The organism is Sorangium sp. So ce321, assembly GCF_051530195.1.
Taxonomy (GTDB): domain Bacteria; phylum Myxococcota_A; class Polyangia; order Polyangiales; family Polyangiaceae; genus Sorangium.
The window spans coordinates 3,279,507-3,301,557 of the sequence record NZ_CP150329.1; the positions used below are offsets into that span (position 1 = coordinate 3,279,507).

Annotated in this window: 18 protein-coding genes; 10 read left to right on the top strand and 8 right to left on the bottom strand. The window is 74.7% G+C overall.

Annotation, left to right across the window (positions count from 1 at the left end; all coding sequences use genetic code 11):
* Nucleotides 1–103 precede the first annotated feature (103 nt).
* From WME89_RS12730 to WME89_RS12760, 7 genes are all read left to right on the top strand, one after another.
* A complete protein-coding gene (locus WME89_RS12730) occupies nt 104–664 on the top strand; it encodes a Spy/CpxP family protein refolding chaperone (protein ID WP_438009450.1) in 561 nt (186 codons plus the stop codon).
* A gap of 16 nt (nt 665–680) precedes the next feature.
* On the top strand, nt 681–920 hold the full coding sequence (locus WME89_RS12735) for a hypothetical protein (protein WP_438009451.1): 240 nt from the start codon (nt 681–683) through the stop codon (nt 918–920).
* Between the two features lie 64 nt (nt 921–984).
* On the top strand, nt 985–1,671 hold the full coding sequence (locus tag WME89_RS12740; RefSeq protein WP_437628003.1) for a response regulator: 687 nt from the start codon (nt 985–987) through the stop codon (nt 1,669–1,671).
* Nucleotides 1,668–3,035 (top strand): ATP-binding protein, encoded by a 1,368-nt coding sequence (locus WME89_RS12745; RefSeq protein WP_438009452.1) that lies wholly within the window; start codon nt 1,668–1,670, stop codon nt 3,033–3,035. The genes WME89_RS12740 and WME89_RS12745 overlap by 4 nt, the downstream gene beginning before the upstream one ends.
* A gap of 203 nt (nt 3,036–3,238) precedes the next feature.
* Nucleotides 3,239–3,613 carry a response regulator gene (locus WME89_RS12750; RefSeq protein WP_437625429.1) on the top strand — a complete coding sequence of 125 codons (375 nt, stop codon included), beginning with the start codon at nt 3,239–3,241 and terminating at the stop codon, nt 3,611–3,613.
* Between the two features lie 120 nt (nt 3,614–3,733).
* Nucleotides 3,734–4,873, top strand: a complete 1,140-nt coding sequence (locus tag WME89_RS12755) for a hypothetical protein (protein ID WP_438009453.1) — start codon at nt 3,734–3,736, stop codon at nt 4,871–4,873.
* Nucleotides 4,874–5,190: 317 nt separating this feature from the next.
* On the top strand, nt 5,191–5,667 hold the full coding sequence (locus tag WME89_RS12760; RefSeq protein ID WP_437667319.1) for a hypothetical protein: 477 nt from the start codon (nt 5,191–5,193) through the stop codon (nt 5,665–5,667).
* A gap of 21 nt (nt 5,668–5,688) precedes the next feature.
* Here the strand turns inward: WME89_RS12760 and WME89_RS12765 are convergent, their stop codons facing one another.
* From WME89_RS12765 to WME89_RS12790, 6 genes are all read right to left on the bottom strand, one after another.
* Nucleotides 5,689–6,660, bottom strand: coding sequence for a hypothetical protein (locus WME89_RS12765; protein WP_438009454.1), 972 nt, complete (start codon nt 6,658–6,660; stop codon nt 5,689–5,691).
* Complete coding sequence (locus WME89_RS12770; protein WP_438009455.1) at nt 6,657–9,266, bottom strand: Kelch repeat-containing protein; 2,610 nt, start codon at nt 9,264–9,266, stop codon at nt 6,657–6,659. Before WME89_RS12770 ends, WME89_RS12765 begins: the two co-directional genes overlap by 4 nt.
* A 5-nt stretch (nt 9,267–9,271) precedes the next feature.
* Nucleotides 9,272–10,855 carry a serine/threonine-protein kinase gene (locus WME89_RS12775; RefSeq protein WP_438009456.1) on the bottom strand — a complete coding sequence of 528 codons (1,584 nt, stop codon included), beginning with the start codon at nt 10,853–10,855 and terminating at the stop codon, nt 9,272–9,274.
* Nucleotides 10,856–11,019: 164 nt separating this feature from the next.
* A complete protein-coding gene (locus WME89_RS12780) occupies nt 11,020–12,063 on the bottom strand; it encodes a diacylglycerol/lipid kinase family protein (RefSeq protein ID WP_438009457.1) in 1,044 nt (347 codons plus the stop codon).
* On the bottom strand, nt 12,064–13,293 hold the full coding sequence (locus tag WME89_RS12785; RefSeq protein WP_438009458.1) for a hypothetical protein: 1,230 nt from the start codon (nt 13,291–13,293) through the stop codon (nt 12,064–12,066).
* Nucleotides 13,294–13,436: 143 nt separating this feature from the next.
* Nucleotides 13,437–14,765 carry a hypothetical protein gene (locus WME89_RS12790; protein WP_438009459.1) on the bottom strand — a complete coding sequence of 443 codons (1,329 nt, stop codon included), beginning with the start codon at nt 14,763–14,765 and terminating at the stop codon, nt 13,437–13,439.
* Nucleotides 14,766–15,132: 367 nt separating this feature from the next.
* Here WME89_RS12790 and WME89_RS12795 point away from each other — a divergent pair, with 367 nt between their 5' ends.
* The 3 genes from WME89_RS12795 to WME89_RS12805 all read left to right on the top strand — a co-directional run bounded on the left by WME89_RS12795 (nt 15,133) and on the right by WME89_RS12805 (nt 19,744).
* Nucleotides 15,133–16,449, top strand: coding sequence for an MFS transporter (locus WME89_RS12795; RefSeq protein WP_438009460.1), 1,317 nt, complete (start codon nt 15,133–15,135; stop codon nt 16,447–16,449).
* Nucleotides 16,450–16,520: 71 nt separating this feature from the next.
* A complete protein-coding gene (locus WME89_RS12800; RefSeq protein ID WP_438009461.1) occupies nt 16,521–18,149 on the top strand; it encodes a M16 family metallopeptidase in 1,629 nt (542 codons plus the stop codon).
* On the top strand, nt 18,146–19,744 hold the full coding sequence (locus WME89_RS12805) for a M16 family metallopeptidase (RefSeq protein ID WP_438009462.1): 1,599 nt from the start codon (nt 18,146–18,148) through the stop codon (nt 19,742–19,744). The genes WME89_RS12800 and WME89_RS12805 overlap by 4 nt, the downstream gene beginning before the upstream one ends.
* Before the next feature lie 70 nt (nt 19,745–19,814).
* Here WME89_RS12805 and WME89_RS12810 read toward each other — a convergent pair whose 3' ends face one another.
* Nucleotides 19,815–20,444, bottom strand: a complete 630-nt coding sequence (locus WME89_RS12810; RefSeq protein ID WP_438009463.1) for a hypothetical protein — start codon at nt 20,442–20,444, stop codon at nt 19,815–19,817.
* A gap of 45 nt (nt 20,445–20,489) precedes the next feature.
* Entirely contained in the window at nt 20,490–22,031 is a 1,542-nt protein-coding gene (locus tag WME89_RS12815) for a DUF6600 domain-containing protein (RefSeq protein WP_438009464.1), read from the bottom strand.
* Nucleotides 22,032–22,051: the final 20 nt, after the last annotated feature.

The following is a 22,051-nucleotide window of genomic DNA, read 5'->3' on the forward strand; positions in this document are numbered from 1 at the left end:
TCCCTGCGGCCGGGGTCGCGCTCGCGCTCGGAGGAACCGAGCGCCGCGCGCACATACCCCGTGCACGGAACGACAGCGGAGACGCTCACGGAGGGTACTCATCATGTTGGGATTCGTGGTTGGAACGGCCTGTCTGATCGGGCTGATCGCAGCGCTGCGGCGCGGTCACCGGTACGATTGCGGCGGCGCGCCCTGGGGCGCTGGGCCGCGCTCCCACGGCCGGCGCGGCTTCGGCGGCTTCGGCGGCTTCGGCTTCCGCCGGCGCTTCTTCCTGTCGTTCCTCTTCGACCGGCTCGGCACCACGCCGTCGCAGGAGAAGGTGATCGTCTCCGCCATCGACGAGCTCCGCGACGCCGCCGCCGCGCAGCGGAGCGAGATCCGCAGCACGCGCGCGGACGTGGCGGCCGCCGTGCGGAGCCCGAGCTTCGACGAGACGCGCCTCGGCGAGCTCTTCGCGCGGCACGACACCGCCATCGAGGCGCTGCGCAGGGCGTCGGTCGGCGCGCTCGGGAAGGTCCACGCCGTGCTCGATGACCGGCAGCGCGAGCAGCTCGCCGATCTGATCGAGATCGGGCCGTCCGCGTTCCGCGACATGTGGTCGGGCAGGGGCGGGTGGCGCGGCCACCGCGCCGATCCGTACCGGACCCACGGCGAGTGGGCGTGAAGGAGGCGATGAGACCATGATGCGACGTCAGATCACGATCGCCCTGCTCGCCGTCGGCACCGTCGTCGGTTACGCCCACGGCTTCTCCTCGATGCGTTGCCGGGCGGAGGCCCGCCGCGACGCCTTCCAGCGCCACGTCGCGTCCCTTTGCGTGGACGCCGCGCGGCAGGCCGAGCGCGCCGAGCGCCCCTCGTCGCGGAGCGCCGCGCCCGCGCGGGCCGGAGCGCCAGAGGCTGACACCGGCGTGGAGCGCTGAGATATAAGTGGACACAGGCGAGGCGGCGGCAGCGCGCTGCCGCCCCGCCCACCCGGGTGAATCCATGGCGCTGCGGCTCCTGCTCATCGATGACGACACCAGGCTCCACGGCTTGCTCGCGAGCTACCTCGAGCAGAACGGGTTCACGGTGACCGTCGCGAGCGACGGCGCGCGCGGCCTCGCCGCCCTCGCCGCGGGCACCTTCGACGCCGTCCTGCTCGACGTGATGATGCCCGGCATGGACGGCATCGAGGTCGTGCGCCGCATCCGGCAGAAGAGCTCGATGCCGATCCTCATGCTCACCGCGCGCGGCGACGAGGCCGATCGCGTGGTCGGGCTCGAGATCGGCGCCGACGACTACATCGCGAAGCCGTTCAGCCCGCGCGAGCTGCTCGCGCGCCTCCGGGCCGTGCTCCGGCGCGCCACGCCCGACGCCGCCGGCGAGCGGATCGTGGCCGGCGACATCGCGATCGACGTGCCCGGCCGCGTGGTCACCGTGGCGGGCAAGCCCGCGGATCTCACCGGCATCGAGTTCGACATCCTCGTCGCCCTCGCGCGGCGCGCCGGTCGCGTCGTCGCCCGCGAGGCGCTCCTCGAGGAGGCCGGCCGCGGCGACGTCAACGTCGGCGGGCGGACGGTCGACGTGCACATCTCGCACCTGCGGCAGAAGCTCGCCGACGACCCCAGGTCGCCGAAGCTCATCAAGACGGTGCGCGGGGTCGGCTACGTGCTCGCCAAGGACCGCACGTGAACCGCTGTCGCTCCTGGCTGTCCGAGAACAGGCGGAAGGTCTCGCTCGGCCGCTTCGTGAACGCGCGGCTGCACCGCCGGATCTTCATGTGGTTCGGCGCGACCATCCTGATCACCGCGGTCGCCGCGATCGCGACGACCGGGGCCATCAACCGCGTCGGCAACTCCGGCTGGCGCCGCGAGCACGCCCGCGCCCAGTCCTTCGTCGACCACCAGTTCCATCGGGTCTGGGGCGATCCCGTGGCCCGCGACGCCCTCGCCCGTGTGATCGCCGAGGATTTCGACACCGACCTGGAGCTCCTCGACGCGACAGGGCGGCGGCTCGCGCGTTACGGCCAGCCCTGCCGGTCGCAGGTCATGGTCGCCCAGGTCCACGGCGATGCCGGCCCGCTCGGCACCGTGCTCCTCTGCCCTGGGCGCGGCCGCTCGGGCGCGTCGCTCCGCTTCGCCCTGCCCCTGCTCGCGGTGGCCATCGTCCTGTGGGCGGCCTCCGGCCTCATCTCGCGCCGCCTCGCCCGCCCGCTGGTCGATCTGGCCCACGTCGCGCACGAGATCGGGCGCGGCAAGCTGTCGAGCCGCGTCCGGCTCGACCGCCACGGCCACGGCGAGGTCAGCGTGGTCGCCGAGGCGGTCAACGACATGGCCGCGCGCATCGAGCGCCAGCTCGCCGATCAGCGGGAGCTGCTGGCCGCCGTGTCGCACGAGCTCCGCACGCCGCTCGCCCGGATCCGCCTGCTCACCGAGATGGCCCGCGAGTGCGGCGCGCCGAGCGCGTCGGTGCTCGACGACCTCGACCGCGAGGTCATGGAGATCGACGCGCTCGTCGGCGACCTCCTGGCCAGCTCGCGCCTCGATTTCGCGGCCCTCACCGTGACCCGCCTCGGCCCGGCCGAGACGGCGATCCGCGCGCTCGAGCGCGCCGGGCTGGATCCGACGCTGCTCGAGGTCGCCGAAGGGACGCCTGCGTTCGAGGCGGACGCGACGCTGCTCGCGCGTGCCCTCGCCAACCTGATCGAGAATGCGCGCGCGCACGCGGGCGGGGCCGAGCGGCTGCGGGTCCGTCCTGGCGGTCAGCGCAGCATCATCTTCGAGGTGGAGGACCGCGGGCCCGGGTTCGCCGAGGGGGAAGAGACGCGCATCTTCGAGCCGTTCTTCCGGCGCGAGAGGGCGCAAGGGGGCGAGAGCGGCGCCGAGCGCGGCTCGCTCGGCCTCGGCCTGACGCTGTGCAAGCGCATCGCCGAGGCGCACGGCGGCCGCGCGTTCGCCGAGGGCCGCGAGGGCGGCGGGGCTCGCGTGGGCATCGAGCTCGCGCTGCGCCCGCCGGCCGGCGACGCGCGCCCCGAGGGCGCTCCTCGCCGCGCCTAGCTCCGCGCGTCAGGAATCCCGCCAGGGATTGCTGAGGCGCGGAGCCAGAAACCAGAGCGGCCGCGAAGCGGACGCCGGGGTGCGGAGCGGGGCGGAGCCCCGAGGAACCAGGCGAGGACCTGTCGCGAGGAGGATCCGCGCCGGGGGGCGTTCCCGCTTGACCGCCTGACGGTGCGGGTGCGACCCTCCGTGGGCTCGCGACCATGCGAATCCTCCTCTGCGAAGATCAGGACGCGATCCGCCGCATGATCGAGGCGTTGGTCGGCGCGAGCGGCCATGAGGTCGTCGGCGTCGGCACCGGCCCCGAGGCGGTGGAGCGGGCCTTGACCGAGCCGTTCGACGTGCTGCTGCTCGACCTGATGCTCCCCGGGAGCATGGACGGCTTCGAGGTCTGCGCGCGCCTCCGCGCCGATCCGGGCACCTCCAGCCTGCCGATCGTCGTGATCAGCGCCCTCGACGACCCCGATGCGCGCGCCCGCGCCGAGCAGCTCGGCGCGACCGCCTACTACGCCAAGCCGTTCCGGCCCCTCGAGCTCCTGGAGCTCATCGGCGGCCTCAAGCCCGCGCGACGGGGCTGAGGCTGAGCCAGGAGCGCCGCCGCCGCGACGGCGGGCGGCCGGCCGGCGCAAGAGCGCGCTGGAACATGGCGCGGGTTTTGGCTACACCCCGCCGTCATGCACACTCGGTGGCGCGGGGATATGGCTTCGACGCTCGCGGCGGTCGCCCTGGCGGCGCTCGTCGCCGGCTGCGACGGAGATAAGGACAAGGCGCAGGTCACCGTCGACGCGGGCGCGCTCGACGCCGGCCCGCCGCAGCCGGTGCTGGGGGGCAAGCTCGGCGAGGAGCTCGCCGCGGCGGCGTCGGGCAGCCCCGAGGCGCGGCCGGCGCCCGGAGGCGCGACGGACGGCCCGCCGGAGAACGGCGTGTTCTCGTCGGCCGCCGCGGCCGCCGCGCTCCCGAAGGACGTGCCTTACAAGATCGAGGTCATCGACGCCGGCAGCGAGCCGAGGGCCAGGCTCGCGGCGAAGATCGACCCGAAATCCGAGCAGAAGGTCGCGATCACGCTCGGGCTGCGCATGGGCGGGCCGCAGGGGCTGCCGAACCTCGAGCTCGGCGTGAGCTTCAAGGCGGAGAAGCCGGCCGACAAGCCCAAGGAGGGCGCGGAGGCGCCCGCGGCGGGCGCGGCGGGCGCGGCGCCGACGAAGGTGCTCGCGAAGGTCACGTCGGCGACCCTCGCGTCGATGTCGGTCGGCGGCCCGCCGAAGGAGCTCGCGGACGCGCTGGCGAAGCTGAAGGGGAGCTCGCTGCGCTATGACCTCTCGCCGGCGAACGTGACCAGCAATCAGAAGATCGAGCTGCCGAAGGACGCGGATCCCGGGCTCCAGCCGCTGGTGGGCGCCCTCGGGGAGGCGATCGCGCTCGTCACGCCGCCGCTGCCGGACAAGCCGGTCGGCCCCGGGGCTTACTGGATGGTCACCGACCGCACCGTGGCGTCCGGCGCGCAGCTGCCGGTGCTGCGGTACCGCGTGTTCAAGATCGAGAAGGTGGAGGGCGATCGCGTCTCGCTCAGCGTGGACACGCGCCAGTACGCGGAAGGGGCCGACCTCAAGCTGCCCGGCCCGAACGGGGACGTCACGCTGACGATCGACCGGCTCGAGTCCTCCGGCAAGGTCTCGCTCACCTGGTCGCCCTCGAGCTTCGTGCCGGGCACCGCGGACGCCTCGCAGCGGCTCCAGGCGCTGCTGGTGCCGCCCGGCGCCGCGGGCCAGCAGAACGCCCAGCGCAGCGTGGCCCAGGTGGAGCTCACCGCGAAGTTCGCCGCGCCCGCAGCGCAGTAGCGCCGGGGCCGCGCGCGACGTGCGGGCGGACGCGGCGGCGGCGCAGCCCCGTGCGGCGCGCCGGCGCTGCTGCGCCGGCCCCGCTCCGCGGCGCGCCGGCGCTGCTGCGCCGGCCCCGCTCCGCGGCGCGCGCGTGCGTCCTGGTCGCTGCCCGTGAAGCCGGGAGACCCTGGGATCCGCGGCGCGCGCTGCGGTGGCGCGGCGGTGCAGCGGGCGTTGGCTAATCCCGTGCATGAGCGCCCGTGCGGGGAGGCGTGACAGCTGTCCGACCCGGCTGACAGCGGCGGTCGAGCAGGCAGAGGCACGGTGCGGGCGGCATGACCTACGGGTGCGAGCGGAACAGGCGCGGGTGCAGCCTCGAGGCTTACCTGAAGGAGACAGGGCTCACCGAGGGACAGCGGCGGCGGCTCCGGCTGTTCCAGACGGTGGAGGAGGCCGTGAGCGACCGCGTGGAGGAGCTGTGCACGTGCAGCGCGGTCGACGTGACGGACGCGGCGATCCTCGTCGTGTCCCCGGCGGCGCGCCGCCTGCTCTTCGCCAGCGCCGCGTCCGGCGGCGCGGATCCCCCGGGCGCGAGCATCATCGTCGGCCATCGAGCGCGGCTGCACGAGTTCCTGCACACCGTGCTGCCGCCCGCGGACGAGGCGCCGCTCGACCCCTACGCCGACCTGCTCGCGCCTTCTCCGCCCCAGTGCGTCCGCGTGCTCATCCTCGACGAGGACTCGCTCACGGTCCTGAACTACGGCGCCTTCGTCGTGGTGAGCCTCGATTGCAGCGAGATGCCGGAGGCGTAGCGTCGTGCCCCGCGCGGCAGGTCAGAAGCGCAGCGTCAGGCCGCGCGGGCCGAGAGCGGCGCGCGGCGGGGCTTGCCTGTCCGGCGCGGCGGCGCCGCGGTCGAGGAGCAGCACCAGCACGCCGGCGCCGGCGGCGACGAGGCCGGCGCCCGCGATGATGTCGCCCGCGAGCGCCTGGGTGCGCGCGGCGTCGGCCGCGGTCCCGTCCCGCGTCGGCGCGTCCGACGCGCTCGCGACCCCGAGGAGCCCGATGGCCACCCCGGCCGCGACCGTGGTGAGCCCGCCGGCGATCAGCGCGATCGGCACGACGCGGCTCGTCGCGTCGTCGGGCGCGGAGCTCGAGGCGGCGCTCACCGGAGCGCTCGCCGTGAGCGCCCGCGGCCCGGCGGTGGCCGAGGCGGCCTCTCGCTCCAGGCTCAGCACGACGAGCACGCGGCTCCCCGGCGCCGCGGCGACGCTCCGCCGCACCTCGCGGTAGCCCGGCGCGCTCACGGCGAGCGTGTGGTTGCCCGGGTTGAGCGGCCGTGGTCGATCGAGCGCCGCCGCGGGCACGACGCCGCCGTCGAGCTTCACCACGAGCCCGGCCACGTCGCTCGGGGAGAGCCTGAGCTCGAGCGCCGAGATCTGGCGCTCCAGGTCCTCCACCGCGTGCCGCGCGAGCCGCTCGTACTCCCGCGTCGCCGGCGCGGACGGCTCGACCAGGAAGGCGCGGAAGCTCTCCAGCGCCTCGACGAGCAGCCCCGTCTGCTGCTGCGCCACCCCGAGGCTGTAGAGCGTGATCGGCGCGCGCTTGATCGCGAGGGAGCGCTCGTACCGCTCCCGCGCCTGCTCCCAGCGGCCCTGCTTGGCGAACTCGGAGGCCTCGATGAAGATCTCGCGCGCCACGGCGACGTCGGCCGCGCTCTGCGCGGCGGCCGGCGCGGAGAGCAGCCCCGCCGCCGCGATGAGGAGCGCGAGGGGGCCCGCGAGCGCTCGCGACCGCCGCGGCGTCATGGCCTGAACCGCTCCCCGTCGGACGTGAGCGAGAACCCGTCGAGCCCGGACCACAGGATGAGCTCGGTCCCGGTCCAGACCCCCACGCCGTAGCTGTGCTGCCTCGCGGCGGGCGACATGTCCGCGCCCCAGCCGGTCAGCGGGTCGTACAGCTGCCCGTCTCTCCTGAACATCGTGCCGCTCCGCCCGCCTGCGATGAGCGCGCGCGTCCCGGCCCAGCCCGTCCAGCCGGTGCGCCGCTCGCTGCGGCTGCGCCGCGAGGGGCGGCCCGCGTTCTCGATGCGGAGCCACGCGCCGGTCGCCGGATCGTAGCTCGCGCCGTCGTCGAGCGCGTCGCCGCCCGCGTTCTGCCCACCCCAGACGAGCAGCTGGTTGCCCATCCAGACCGCGAAGGCGTCCTGCCGCGCGCTCGGCGCGCCCGCGCTGGGCAGCGCCCGCCACGCGTCGGTCGTGGGGTTGTAGGCGTGCCCCTCGCTCGTCGGCTCGCCGTCGGTCTGCCCTCCGAACAGGTAGAGCTCCGTGCCCGACCAGGCCCACGCGACGCCGGCGCGCGCCCTGGCCGCGCCGGCGCTCGCGGCCGGCGTCCACGCGTCGGTGAGCGGGTCGTACAGCGCGCCGCCGGCCACCGGGGCGCCGCCCGCGGAGCCGCCCCAGATCAGCAGGCGCGTCCCCGTCCACACGGCGATCGGCGCCAGCCGCGCGGCGGGGGCGTTCGTGGCGCTCATCGCGCGCCAGGTCCGCGCCGCGAGGTCGTACGCGGCGCCGGTCGAGAGGCCCGACGTGCTCCCGTACGAGCCGCCGCCCCACACGAGCACCTGGGAGCCGGTCCACGCCGCGGAGGCGAGCACGCGCGGCGAGGGGGCGCCCTCGCGTCCGAGCGGCGACCACACGTCGCGCGCCGGATCGTAGAGCGCCCCGTCGTCCACGTCCCCGGCCGCCGTGCGGCCGCCCCACACGAAGAGCGCGCTCCCGATCCAGGTCGCCGCGGCCATCTGCCGCGACGCGGGCGCGCCGGCCTTCGTCATGACGACCCACGCGGGCGTGCACGCGCCGTCGCGGCACTCGCGCCCGCTCAGGCACGCGTTCCCGCACGCGCCGCAGTGATCGGTCGAGCCCAGGCTGACGCACGCCCCGTTGCAGGCCACGAGCCCGGTCGCGCAGGGCGGGAGGCAGGCGCCGCCGGAGCAGGTCTCGTCGCCGTTGCAGTCGGCGCTGGTGCAGCACTGGCTGCACGCGACGAGGCTGCAGCACTGCTGTCCGGCGGCGCAGCCCGTGCTCCGGCACATCGTGCCGCCCTCGGCGCACACGTCCGTGGTGCAGCCGTCGCCGTCCGAGCAGTCCTCGTTCGAGCAGCAGGCGCGGCACGCGTCGCCGCAGTCGTGCGGCGTGAACCCCTCGCACGCGCACGCGCCGGCGACGCACGCGGCGCCCGGCTTGCAGGCGACGCCGCACCCGCCGCAGTGCTGCGGATCCCGGGCGAGCTCGGACTCGCAGCCCGGGGCGGCCGGGTCGCAGTCGTCGAAGCCGTCGTCGCAGGCCAGCGCGCCCGCGGCGCAGTGCTGATGCGGCCCCGCCGCGACGTCGCACGCGCCGCAGTGGCTCGAGCTGGTCTGCAGGTCGACGCACGAGAGGCCGCACGTGGCGAGCCCCGCGGCGCACGAGGCGGCGCACGCCCTCCCGTCGCAGTACGGCGTCGCCGGGTCGCACCGCGCGCCGCAGGCGCCGCAGGTCGCCGGGTCGGTGCTGACGGACTCGCAGCCGGGCACGTCGTCGCAGTCGAGGAGCCCGGCCGCGCACGCGCAGCCGCCGAGGAGGTCGCAGGTCGTGCCGGGCGCGCAGGCGTCGTCGCAGCCCCTGCAGTCCTCGCTCGTGCCGAGCGCGGCCTCGCAGCCGTCGTCGGGCGAGCCGTTGCAGTCGGCGTACTCCGGCTTGCACGTGCACGCGCCCGCGCTGCACTCCATGTTCGGCCCGCAGGTGACGCCGCAGGCGCCGCAGTGCGCCGGGTTCGAGGAGCCGTCGATCTCGCACCCCGTGTCCTCGCGGTTGTCGCAGTCGAGGAGCGGCTGCGCGCAGGCGCACCGCCCCTCGGTGCAGATGGCGCCGGAGGGGCACCGGAGGGCGCACCCGCCGCAGCGCTCGGCGTCGCTGGTGAGGTCGACCTCGCAGCCGTTCGTGACGATGTTCCCGTCGCAGTTGTCGAAGCCGAAGACGCACTCGGACGAGCAGTGGCCGCCCACGCAGAGCGTGTTCAGGCACTTGTCGCCGCACGCGCCGCAGTGCGACGGGTCGTTCAGCACGTCGGTGCACGCCCCGCCGCAGCACGACTCTCCGGCGCCGCAGGTGACGCCGCACGCGCCGCAGTGCTGCGCGTCCTGGCTCAGGTCGACGCACGCCCCGCCGCAGCAGGCGTCCGCCGGGCACTCCGGCGCGCAGCCGCCTCCGGAGCCGGTCGCGACGGCCTCGGACGGCTTGTCGGAGAGGGCGCTGTCCGCGAGCAGCGAGCAGGCGCCGGTGAGCACGGCCAGCGCGAGCAGCAGCGGCCAGCGTCCGCCGAGCGTGGCCTTGCGATGTCGCCTCTCGCGCGTGGAGCTCGCCTGCGGGGGCATCGGCTTCAGAAGTTCGGCCGAGCCGGGACCGGCAGGGCGGCGCCAGGAGTCTTCGAGCTCGCCCGCGACGGCGCGCTCCGGCGCGAGCCGGCGGGCCGGGGAGGCGTCGCGGCCTCCTGCTGCCCTGCGCTCGCGGCGCCGCCGTCGGCCGGGCTACGGCGGGGATCGCCGGCCGCGGGTTGCTGTCCGTCGGGCTGCTGTCCGGCGGCGCGGCCCTCACCGGCGGCGCGGCCCTCGCCGGCGGCGCCCGCGCCCCCGGCGCCCTGATCGAGCGGCAGGCCTCGCGGCTCCGCGGGCCGCGCCGCCGGCGAGGACGCGGCGTCGCCGTCCCGCGAGCCCGACATGCGCAGGGAGACAAGCGCGAGGCCGATCGCGCCGAGCACCGCGATCGCCGCCAGCGCGACGAGCGCGAGCAGCCACCGCCTGGCGGCCGGGCGCGCGGCGTCCCTCGGCGCGGCGTCCTTTTGCACGAGCGTCTCGTGGTCGGCGCCGCTCCTCGAAGCCCGTGTGGCCGGCCTGTCCGAGAGGGGCCGCTGCCCGCCGTCGCTCAGCCAGTGAACGGCGATCGACGTCCCGGTCACGTCCTCGTCGACGCCGTTCTCGGTCGCCCACCGCGCGAGCGCCACGCCCATCTCGCGCATGGTCCGCCAGCGACCGGAGCGCTCCTTCGCGAGCCCGCGCTCGATGATGCTCCACAGCGTCGCGTCGCCGGCGCCGAGCTCCGTGATCGGCGGCGCGTCCTTGACGAGGATCGCCGCCACGAGGTCGTGGTAGTTGCCGCCCTGGAACGGCCGCTGGCCCGTGATCGTCTCGTAGAGCACCACAGAGAAGGCCCAGATGTCGGTCTGCCCGTCGACGTCGGTGATGCCGCGCGCCTGCTCGGGTGACATGTAGTCGGGGCTGCCGAGCACCGTGCCCGCCTTGGTCACGTCGCCGCCCGCGGTCTCGCTCCACACCTTCGCGATGCCGAAGTCGACGATCTTGGGCGTGACGTCGCCGCGGTCGTTCTTCACGAGGAAGATGTTCTCGGGCTTGAGATCGCGGTGGACGATCTTGCGATCGTGCGCCGCGGCGAGGGCGCTCGCGATGGGCAGGAGGATGCGGAGCGCGGCCGCGGGCGAGAAGCGCTTCCTGCGCTCGATCGCCTCGACCAGCTGCTCTCCGCGGAGGACCTCCATCACGATGTAGGGGTCGAGGTGCTCGGACTCCCCGAAGTCGAGCACCCGGACGATCGAGGGGTGGTCGATGCGCGCGGCGGCGCGCGCCTCCTGCTGGAGGCGCAGGGTCGCCTCGGTCGAGTTGACCTCGCGCCGGATGAACTTGATCGCGACGTCGATGTGCAGGACGTCGTTGCGGGCCAGCCACACCATGCCCATGCCGCCCTCGCCGAGGACGTAGCGCAGCCGGTACTTGCCGCCGATGATGTCGCCTTCGCGGTAGATGCGCCGCGTCGACCTGCCGGGGCCGAGCGACGGCGCGATGGCCGCGGGAGGAACCGACAGGAACGACAGCTCGTCCGAGTCCGCGGCGTCCGAGTCGGGAGCGCTCGCGCGCGGGAAGGCCGCAGTAGAAGGGGAGGAGCGGCTCACGCCCTCAGCCCGCAGAGTCGAGCCCGTCGATGAGGCGGGCGCGGAGGTTGAGCGCGGCGACATGGAGCGAGCGTATTCTAACGTTGCCCGCCTCCCACAGCCATGGTCTCGCGCGGCGGCGAGCGAGGCGGAGCCGCGCGGTCAGCGTGTGGCCAGCGTGCTCGTCAGCGCGCTCGTCCGCGCATGAATTCGCGACCATGCGCGCTCTCGCGCGGACCCCACACGTCGTGCGACGTGCGACGAACACTGACAGGACGATGGCCGGACTTGTGTTCCACGAGGATCTTTACGCGGGGACCGATCCGCACCGTGAGGGGGCCCACGTGCTCATGGACATCGCCGTCGCACACGTAGCGGACCACGCCTGACCGGGCATCGAGCACCGCGCGCCGCGCGATCTTCTCGAACGTGTGCGCCTCGCCCATCGGCTGCGCTCGCCAGATGTCGCGCAGCTTCCTGACGAAGCCGAGCGCGGTGGTGTGGATGCCCAGCATGTGGAAGCTCTCCGGGCGCTCGTCGTAGCGGTGGAACGGACGGAACCCGAGGCCGATCTGGTCCACGGTGCCGGCCGCGACGGCGAGGTAGTCGCGGTCCGGGAACGACGATCCGTCCTCGAAGTGGACGCGGCCCTCCCAGCGCGCGGCGACCTGGGTGTCGGTCTTGAGGAGCACGGCGGCGCTCGCGCGGGCGAGGACCTTCGCGGCCCAGATCGCGCTCCGTTCCTCGCTGCGGTTGTACTCGGCGATGAACCCGTGGACGCAGCCGGTGCCGAAGATGAAGCCGTAGTGGGCGCCGATCTGCATCACGTGGCGCTCGATCCAGCGCAGCGGGTGCCGGCCGCGATCGGTGTAGCGGGCGATGAGCCCGGCGAGCAGGCCGTCGGGGCGCCCGCGCGGGACGCCGACGGCGTTGGCCACGGTGTTCATCGTCCCGCCGCGCAGGAACGCGATCGGCGGCAGCGGCTCGTCCTCGTAGACGTCGAGGAAGCCGGTGATGGTGACGTGGTTCGTGCCGTCGCCGCCCGAGATGCCGAGCACGTCGATGTCGAGCTTCCTGAAGTCCTCCGCGATCCGGGCGAGGTCCTCCCGGGTGCGCGCGGTGCGGACGACGCCGTGGTCGCCGAGGGTGCGCGCGAGCCGGACGGCGGCGCGGGGGTCGCTCAGGTTCTGGCGCGAGCGGGGGTTGATGATGACGCCGATGCCGCCCATCTAGCGCCGCCCTTTCGGCGTCTTCCACCGCGGGTTGATGTGGACCCGCATGATGTCCGCCATCAGGCCGAGGTGGGCGCAGTGGTCGGGCTTGTCGTCGCCGGTGTACCCGCGGAGGTGGAAGCCGCTGCGGTCGTAGCGCTGGATCATGTCGAGGCCGAGCACGTCGCGGCGCGAGGAGCCCCGCGGCTTGCCCCGCAGCTGCTGCACGATGAAGTTCGCCGTCTCCGCGGTCGACGCGTAGCCGGGCGGCAGGATGGAGGAGTGGCTCATGAACATGAACGCCTCGCCCGCCGCGGCGCGCCGGGCGAACGCGATGAACGGTTCGAGCTGCGCGACCTTGAGCTTGTGCTGCTGCTCGTCGGCGTACCCCGCGTGGAGCGAGTCGAGCAGCACCAGCGCGTCGACGCGCTTGCCGGCCGGCTGCCGCAGGATCTGCTCGATGGCGCCGTAGCCCGCGCTCCACGAAGAGAGGCCGAGCTTGCGGATGTAGGCCTTCTTCTTGCCGGTCTTCTTCGCCACCGCGCGCTCGATGCTGTCGAGCAGGTTCTCGAAGACGTACGGCGCCGAGAACGCGCTGGAGTAGGAGCCCGAGCCGATGCCGAGGTCGATGCCGACGAGGACGGCGCCCTCGGCCGTCTTCACGAACTCCTTCCGGAGCGCCTCGTGGCCGTGGAAATGGATGATGACGTCGAAGCCGCCGCGCTTCGTGACCCCGCCCCGGTGGGGCATGATCATCTGCCCGATCGACGGGGCGCGGGACCACGGGTCGTAGACGCCCCAGCCCGGGTCGGGCGTCATGCACGGGTTGATGTCGCCGCGGCGCTTCTTCGACGGGGTGGCGCGGCTGCTCGTCGCCCCCGGCCTGTCGCGCCGCGCCGGGCCGCGCTCGGCGCGATCGCCCGTGTCGGCGGCCGCGCCGCCCGCGCCGGTCGCCGGCGCGCCTGCGCCGGCGGCGCCGTCCGTCGCCGGCGCGCCGGCGACCTGCTGAGGGGCCTCCGCCGGCGGCTGCGGCGCGCCGGCGACCTGCTGGGGGCCCTCGGCCTGCGCGGGACTATCGGCCTGCGGCGCGCCGGCCGGGGGGACGGCCGGCGCTGCGGGCGGAGGCGCCGGCGGGGCGGTGCTGTCCTGCGCCGCTGCAGGGGGCGCGGCGAGCCACCAGGTGGCGGCAAGCAACGAGAGGAGCGCCCAGCGCCCGGAGGGCCGGCGGGCCTGCAGAGGATGTCTCATGTCGGGTTGGCCTCCATTCCATGGAACGGCGTGCGGATCGAGCGCCGGGTGCAAGGGGTCGCCTCCGCGCGGGGCGCCGCGACGCCGCGCGGGAGCTCGGCGACGGCGCGGGGGGCCGGCGGGGCTCCCTGCGCCGGCGGGCGTCACCCGGGCGGCGGCCTGCCCGGGGTGAGGGCGGTGCCCGCGTCGGCGGCGGCGAGGATGCGCTCCTCGGCTTGCGAGGCGAGCTTCTCGACCGCCGCGGCGGCGTCGGCGGGGGGCAGCGAGCGGAGGAACTGGATGAACTCCGGCTCGAGGCCGGGCTTCACGCCGCTCAGGGCGAGCACGATCGGGATGGCGGGCTTCTCGACCTCGGCGAGCTCCGTGGCGCGGGCGCGCCAGCGGCTCGCGCCGATGGCGAGCCGGAAGGCCCACTGCGCGCCGAGGCCGATGAGGAGGCCGGCCATGACGCCGGCGACGAAGAGATCGGCGTCCTTCGGGGCGAGGAGCGCGGCGGAGAGCCCGCCGATGGCCGCGCCGATCACGATGCCGGGCTCGCCGCTGTTGTGCGCGGCCGCGGTCTTCAGGATCTCCGCGGCCTGCATGCCCGGGCGCCCGCTGCGCACCGCGTCGCGCAGCGGCAGCAGGGTGGCGAGGCGGCGCATCGAGGCGGCCCGCACGCCGAGGTAGCTGATCAGCAGGGCGCAGACGGTCAGCCCGACGCCGACGCTCACGGCCACGCGCCGCGAGAAGACCCCCTGCGGCAGCGGCTCGCGGACCATCGCGGTGTTGGCGCGCTCCCGGTCGCGCTCGGCGGTGGCCTTGAACGCGGCCTCGGCGTCCTTCGTTGCCTGCGCGACCTTGTCGGCGGGGATCTCGGCGAGCAGCGAGAGCAGCTGCTTCGCCGCCTCGAACTGCTCGCCCTCGGCGGCGCCTGGCGGCGCGATCGCGGCCGCCTTGGCGATGGCGTCCCAGGCGGGGATCGCGCTCACCCGCGCCCCCAGGATCGCGTCCGTCGCGTCGCGGCAGCCCGCCAGGACCTTGGCTTGCTTGTAGAGCGGCTGGGCGGAGGCCCATGCGAGCTGCTTGTCGGGCTCCTTGGGCTTCGGCGGCGGCAGCGTGTTCCGCAGCGTGCGCGTCCTCGTGACGGGCGTCTCGCCCGGGCCGCGCGTGCCGCGCGTGTCGCGCGTGTCCACCGCGTCGAGCTGCTTGATCGCTCCGGGCTTCTCGGCCGGGTCGGGCATGCGCGCGGATTTCGCGAGCTTCTTGAAGACCTCGATCTCGGAGATCAGCTTCTCGCCGGCGAGGGCGCACGCGCGCGCGGGGGCGATGCGGGCCTCGGAGTCCTCCGCCTGGCGCCGCGCGCCCGGGTCCGGGACGAGCCTGCCCTCCACGGTCACGAGCCGGAGGACCGCCGCGGCGATGCACAGGACGAGGATGGCCGAGGCGATGAAGGTGGCGCGGACCTCCTCGCGCCGGGTGTACTCGTTCACGCTCGCTCCCTCGGAAAGACCGGAGATGGGCAGGGCGGCTGCCGGATCGGCGCGAGGGCGGCGCGCGCGAGCGCGGCCGCACGGCCGAGCCGCCACGGGGCACCGCGATCGGCGTCGCGGCCGTTACGGCAGGGGGACACCGAAGGAGCGCGAGCCCGTCGCATGCAGTTCACCGTTAGACCAGATGGCGGACCGATACCACAGCGTCGCTCGCGATGGGGTCCACAGCGCCCTCGTCTCGACGTCCGCGCTGTCGGGCGCCACGGTCCGCGCTTTCCAGCTCCCTGGAACTTGCTCTGCCCCGGGGCGCTGCGTGTAAAGGTGCGAAGAAGGCGCGAAGAAGGCGCGAAGAGGGCGCGGAGAAGGCGTGGAGGCTGCCGTCACATCCCACAAGTCCGTCGAACCCGCGGTCCCGGCGCGCGCTGCGCTGCCCGAGCAGCGGGCGGAGGCTGCGGGGCGCAGCGCCGCCGCGGGGGCGCCCGGCGCGGCCGCGCGCGGGGCGAGCCGGGGCCTGTGGATCTCGTCCACCTACTTCGCCGAGGGGCTGCCTTACGCGATCGCGCACAAGGTGGCGGGGGAGTTCTTCACGGCGGCGGGGGCGAGCCTGGAGATCATCGGGCTCGTGTCGCTCTACGGGCTCCCGTGGAACCTCAAGTTCCTCTGGAGCCCGCTGGTCGACCTGCACGGCAGCTCGCGGCGCTGGCTCGTGGGGGCCGAGATCGCGCTCGCGGTGATCCTCCTCGGGCTCGCCGCGGCGGCGGACAGCGGCGCGCTCGGGCTCGTCGCGGCGCTGTTCGGGCTGGTCGCCGTCGCGGCGGCGACGCATGACATCGCGGTCGACGGGTTCTATCTGCAGGCGCTCGACAAGGACGCGCAGGCGGCCTTCTCCGGGCTGCGGGTCGGGGCCTACCGGCTCGCGCTGCTCGCGGGCGCGCTGCTCGTCGCGTTCGCGGGGTGGGCGTCCTTCGGCGCTTCGTTCGGCGTCGCGGCGATCGGGCTCGCGCTGCTCGCGGGCGCGCACGGCGTGGGGCTGCCGCGCCCGGCCGCCGCCGCGAGGCCCGAGGCTGCCATCGCGCCCGGCGCCGCCGCCGGGCTGCGGCGCTACGCCGAGCCGTTCCGTGCGTTCCTCCGGCAGCCCGGGATCGCGTCGAGCCTCGCGTTCATCCTCTGCTACCGGGCGGGCGACGCGCTCATGTTCGCGATGTCGTCGCCGCTGCTCAAGAGCCTCGGCCTGGACACGGCGGCGCGAGGCAACGTGGGCGGGATCGGGACGGTGGCGTCGATCGCCGGCTCGACGCTCGGCGGCGTGCTCATCAAGCGCTGGGGTCTGGCGCGGACCATCTTCCCCATCGCGCTCGCGCAGAGCCTGGCGATCCTGCTCTACGTGGCGCTCGCTTGGTCGCGGCCGGCGCTGCCGTGGATCGTGGCGCTCGTCACGCTCGAGCAGCTCGTCGCCGGGGTCGGCACGGCGGTGCTCGTCGTGTTCCTGATGCGGCGCTGCGTGGACGGGTACAAGTCGTCGCATTTCGCGATCGGGTCGGCGCTCATGTCGGTCTCCGCGACCTTCGCGGGTAGCGTGAGCGGGTACCTGGCCGCCCGCGTGGGGTTCACGGCGTTCTTCGCGATCGCCTTCGCGGCGTCGATCCCCGGCGTCGTCCTGTCGCGCTGGGTGCCGCGGGACTAGCGATCCTCCTCGGGTCGAGCTCCGGTCGAGCCCGCTTGCGTCCCGCCCGCGACCGGCGCAACCCTCGGCGCATGCAGACCCGCGCGCGTCACCCGCCGCTCCCGCGCTCCACCGGGCCGATCCTGGCCGCCGTGGCCGCGGCCATCTCCCTCTCCGGGCCGAGGACCGCACCGGCAGCGCCGCCTGAGGCGACGCCCTCGCCGCCGAAGTCCGCGCCCACGGCCGCGGCTCCGAAGGCCGCGCCCGCGGCGCCCGCAGCTGCGGCTCCGAAGGCCGCGCCCGCGGCGCCCGCGGCCGCGGCCCCGAAGGCCGCGCCGGCCGCGCCGGCGGCGGCTCCGAAGGCCGCCCCGGAAGCGCCGCCCGCCGCCGCTCCCCCGCCGAAGCTCGACGTCCCCTTCACCAAGTACGCCCTCAAGAACGGCCTCACCGTGATCCTCCACGAGGACCACGCCCTCCCGATCGTCGCCCTGAACCTCATGGTCAAGGTCGGCTCGCGGTTCGAGGAGGCGGGGCGCACCGGCTTCGCGCACCTGTTCGAGCACCTCATGTTCATGGGCACGCGCCGCGTCCCCACGAAGCAGTTCGACGCGTGGATGGAGGCCGAGGGCGGCTGGAACAACGCGTGGACGAGCGAGGACCGGACCGCGTACCACGAGGTGGCGCCGGCCCACGCGCTGCCGCTCCTGCTCTGGCTCGAGGCCGATCGGTTCGCGTCGCTCGCGGACAGCATGGACGCCGCGAAGCTCAACGCGCAGCGCGACGTGGTGCGGAACGAGCGGCGGCAGACGAGCGAGAACGAGCCCTACGGCAAGGTCGAGCTGCTCCTGCCCTCGCTGATGTACCCGAAGGGACACCCGTACCATCACCCGGTCATCGGCTCGCACGAGGACCTCCAGGCCGCGACGGTCGGCGACGTGACGGCGTTCTTCCGGCGCTGGTACGTGCCGAACAACGTCTCCCTCGTCGTCGCCGGCGACTTCGATCCGCAGCGGGCGCGCGACGTCATCGAGCGGTACTTCGGCGGTATCTCGGGGCAGCCGGTCCCCGCGGCGACGACGCCGGCGCCGGTGAAGCTCAAGGGCGTCGTGCGGGAGACGATCGAGGACAACGTGAACCTCCCCAAGGTGGTGATGGCCTGGCACAGCCCCGCGCGCTTCGCGCCCGGCGACGCCGAGCTCGACCTGCTCGCCACGGTGCTCGAGCAGGGCAAGGCCAGCCGCCTCTACAAGGCGCTCGTCTACGACAAGGCGCTCGCCCAGGAGGTGAGCGCGCTGCAGGGCTCCAGCGACCTCGGCTCGACGTTCACGGTCGAGGCGATCGCGCGGCCGGGCGTGCCGCTCGAGAAGCTCGAGGCCGCCATCGACGCCGAGCTCACGAGGGTGCGCGACGCCAGGGTGAGCCGCGAGGAGCTCGACCGGGCCAAGAACCAGTACGAGACCGCCTTCGTGACCGCGCTCGAGTCGGTCGCCGGGCGGGCCTCGACGCTCAACCGGTACGAGACGTGGACGGGCCAGCCCGGGTTCGTCGATCAGGATCTGAAGCGCTACCGCGACGTGACCGCGGAGTCGCTGCAGGCCCAGGCGAAGAGCACGCTGGATCCGGACGCGCGGGTGATCCTGCGCGTCGTGCCGAAGGGAAGCGGCGAGACGAAGAAGGACGAGACGAAGAAGGACGAGACGAAGAAGGCGGTGACGAAATGAGAGCGAGGCACGCAGGTGCGATCATCGCGCTGCTCGCCAGCGCGCTCGGCTGCGGGCCGAAGGCGCCGGCGCAGCCGCCGGCGCGGGCCGAGGCGACGCGCCCCGCGGCCCAGGCGGCCGCCGCGCAGCCGGCGGATCCGATCGGGCCCAAGCCGGAGCTGCCGGAGCCGCGGCCGTTCACGCCGCCGGCGCCGGTGGTGCTCGACGGACCGAACGGCGCGAAGGTGTGGCTGCTCGAGCGCCACACGCTCCCGATCGTTTCCGTATCCGTCGCCGTCTCGTCGGGATCCGCGGACGACCCGCGGGGCGCGGCGGGGCTCGCCCACATCACGGCGGACATGCTCGACGAGGGCGCGGGGCAGCGGAACGCGGTCGAGCTGTCCAGCGCGATCAACGACCTCGGCGCGACGCTCTCGGTGGCGGCGCGCGCCGACGGGAGCGTCGCGTCGCTCTCCGTGCTGAAGAAGAACTTCGCGAAGGCGTTCTCCATCCTGGCCGACGTCGTCGCGCGCCCGCGGCTCGAGGCCAGGGAGTGGCAGCGCGTCAGCGCGCTCTGGCAGAACGATCTCAGGAAGCGCGGCGACGATCCGACGCGGGTCTCGTCGCTCGTCTCGTCGTCGGCGCTCTTCGGGCCGGGGACGCCGTACGGGCACCCTGTCGAGGGCCTGCTCGCGGATGCCAGGTCGATCGGGCTGCCGGCCGTGAAGGCGTTCTACAAGTCGGCGTGGCGCCCCGACCGCGCGGTGATCGCCGTGGTCGGCGACATCACCCGGGACGAGGTGATGCAGGCGGTCTCGCGCGATCTCGGCGCATGGTCGGCGAAGGGCGCGCCGGCGACCGCCGCGCCGGCCGCGAGGGGCGCGGCGGCGAGCGCATCGCCCGGTGCGCAGCCTGGGAAGGGGTCCACGGCGGCCGCGCCCGCGGCGGCCGCGACGCCGTCCTGGCAGCCGCCGCGGCTCGTGCTCGTCGACCGCCCGGGCGCGCCGCAGTCGGTGATCGCGGTCGTGCGGCAGGGGGTCGCCGCGAGCGACCCGCGACGGCCGCTGCTCCAGCTCATCAACACAGCGCTCGGCGGCTCGTTCACGTCGCGCCTGAACCAGAACCTGCGCGAGGACCACGGGTGGTCCTACGGCGCCGCGTCGTCGTTCAGCGAAACGCGGCAGCCAGGCGGGTTCGTGGCGCGGGCGTCCGTGGTCACCGAGGCGACCGGACCCGCCCTGAAGGAGATGCTGGGCGAGCTCGCCAGGATGGCAGACTCCGGCCTGACCCGCGACGAGCTGGCAAAGGTGCAGGCGCAGGACCGGGCGGACCTCGTCTCGGCCTACGAGACGGTGAACCGCACCGCCCTCCGCTACGGGACGCTGGCGCGGCTCGCGCTGCCGGAGACGTTCGACGCCACGGCGAGCCAGGCGCGACAGAAGGCGACGCTCGCAGGCCTCGCGGAGCTCGCGAGGGCGGTCGACCCGAAGGGGGCGACCATCGTCGTCGTCGGGCCGCGGCAGGAGATCTTGCCGCAGCTCCAGGCGATCGGCCTCGGCGAGCCGGAGGCGTGGGACGTCGAGGGGCAGCCGGTCCAGCCGAGCAAGGCCCCCTGAGCGGCGCTCGCCCGCGCCGGGCGCTCCTCCTGCCGCGCGGGCAGCGGGAGGAGCGGCCGCCGTCGCGCCGTCAGGGCTCGGTCGGCTCGAAGTCGAGCGGGTTGCTGGGCGCGCCCTCGTGCAGGACGCCGTCGCCGAACCAGTAGACGAAGCGAGGCTCCTGGGCGCCGTCGAGGTAGGCCTCCAGCCGGACGACGGCGCCCTTCGTCGTGGTGAACGTCATCGCGTCGATGTCCGCGCCGGTCTCGGCGTGGAAGTACGCGATGCCCTCGTCGACGAGGCGCGTCGCGTCCGTCTTTTCGAGGTCGCTCCCCACGATGTCGAACAGCTCGGACGACGTGTCCACGGACGCGTAGAGGTCGAAGCTGCAGACGACCTTGGACTGGTTGGTGTCGCAGGTCGTCCAGAGCTTCCACGTCCCGCCGGCCGTGTACTCGACGAAGATGCCGACACCTTCGCCCGGCTCGCTGTTCAGGACAGCGTCCGTGTCGATGGAGACGAGCATCGGGTCGTTCGTGGGAGGCGGCGGGCTCTCGTTGTCCACGTCGTCCCCATCGTCCCAGTCGTCGTGGTGGTGGCCGTGATCGCGGCCGTCCTCGTCGACGATGATGCAGCCGCCCAGGGCGAGGGGCGCGGCGACGAGGAGGAACGACCACAGCCCGAGTGAACGATGCTTCACAAAGTCAGCGGAGAACGTCATCGGATCTGCTCCTGCTCGTGGATCTCGCAAGACGCGGGCCAAGCGCTACCTCGATCGCGGGCGACCCGGCCCCGGCGCCGCCCTCCCCGGGGTCGGGCCCGAGGGGATGTGCATCCTGGGGCGTGAGGGGGCAGACGGCGCGCTCGGGAGCGCCCGCGGCCTCGCGGCTGGCGCGATGATCTGCGGCGCCGGCGCGGCCGGCGGCAACGACCTGGGCGCCGGCGTCGCGTCCGACGTCGACCGGCGCGGGGCGGCGCGGGGCGCGGGCGCGACGTGCGGCGTGCCGACGACGCGGGGCGCGGGCGCGACGTGCGGCGTGCCGACGACGCGCGGCTCCGGGGCCATCCGCGGCTGCGGGGCAGGCGAAGGGGGCGCGGCGATCGCCCTCGAGGAGCGGTGCGGCTCGCTGGCGCCGGCGCGGGGCAGGGCGCCGGACGGGCCCCGCGACGGAATGGCAGGCCTGGCGACCGGGGCCGGAGCATCGCCGTCGACCGACCTCGGGGTGCGCAGCGAGGGCGCCGCGCGCCGGTCGCCGACCGCGGGGGCCGGGGGCGCCGCCAGACGCCGCGACGACTGAGGCGCGAGGCGCGCGCCCGGCGACGTGCTCTTGCGCGCGTAGGCGAGGGCGCGCGGATCCGGCCTGCTGCGGAGCTTCGGCGCGGCCCTGGAGGGGACGCCAGCCTCGGCGAGCGAGGGCGACGCGGGGCGGTAGCTTCCCGGGCGGATCCCGTGCGGCGAGCTCGGGCGACCCGCGCCGCCCGAGCGGGCGTCGCTGCGCCCCGGGCTGCCCACGGTCGGCCGCGCCGGCCTGTACGGGTGCGAGTGCGCGGCGATGCGCCGGACGACCTCGCGATCGCGCACGACGTGCGTGTGAACGTGGCGGTGAAACACGTGCGTCGTCGGGCAGAAGACGTACGCCGCCGGGGGAACGGTCCACAGCGAGACCGCGACGCCGCCGCTCCAGTAATAGGTGGGCGGCATCGGGGCCCAGCCGACATAGCCGTAGTCGCCGACGCGCCAGGCGACCCACGCGGGGGCGTAAACGCGCCCTGGGATCCAGGCCCAGCCGTGGGCGGAGATCCAGACCCAGCGGCCATAGTGAAAGGGAATGTGGCCCCACTCGTAGTCGCTGACCCACATCCACTCGCCGTCGTCGGTCAGCGACCAGTGACCCGCGGTCTGGTACGGCGCGAAATCAGGGCCGACCACGACCGCGGAAGGCACCCAGACCCGGCCGTAGCTCGAGTCGTCCACCCACGCGCCGTACGGGGCGAGCGGCTCGTGGAACTCGACCAGGGCGCTCGGGTCGGTGTCCTCGTACTCGTCCAGCGCGACCTCGGCGCTCACGCCGACCTGCACCTGGACCGGCTGGGTCTCGGGCGCCTGTGAAGGAGCGGTCTCACCGGCGGTGCCGGGGTAATCCTGCGGCAGCCCCTGCGCCGCGGCGCTCGACGGCGCGGCGATCAGCGCGGCAAGCAGCGGCAGCGCGCCTCCGAGGCGGCGGAGCATGGCCCCGGCAGAGGCCGGCACCGCCGCAGGCGCAGGGAGCAAGCGGGAAGAGGACGGCGGAAGAGGCATCGGGAGCATGATGGGTCCTTCTCGAGGGG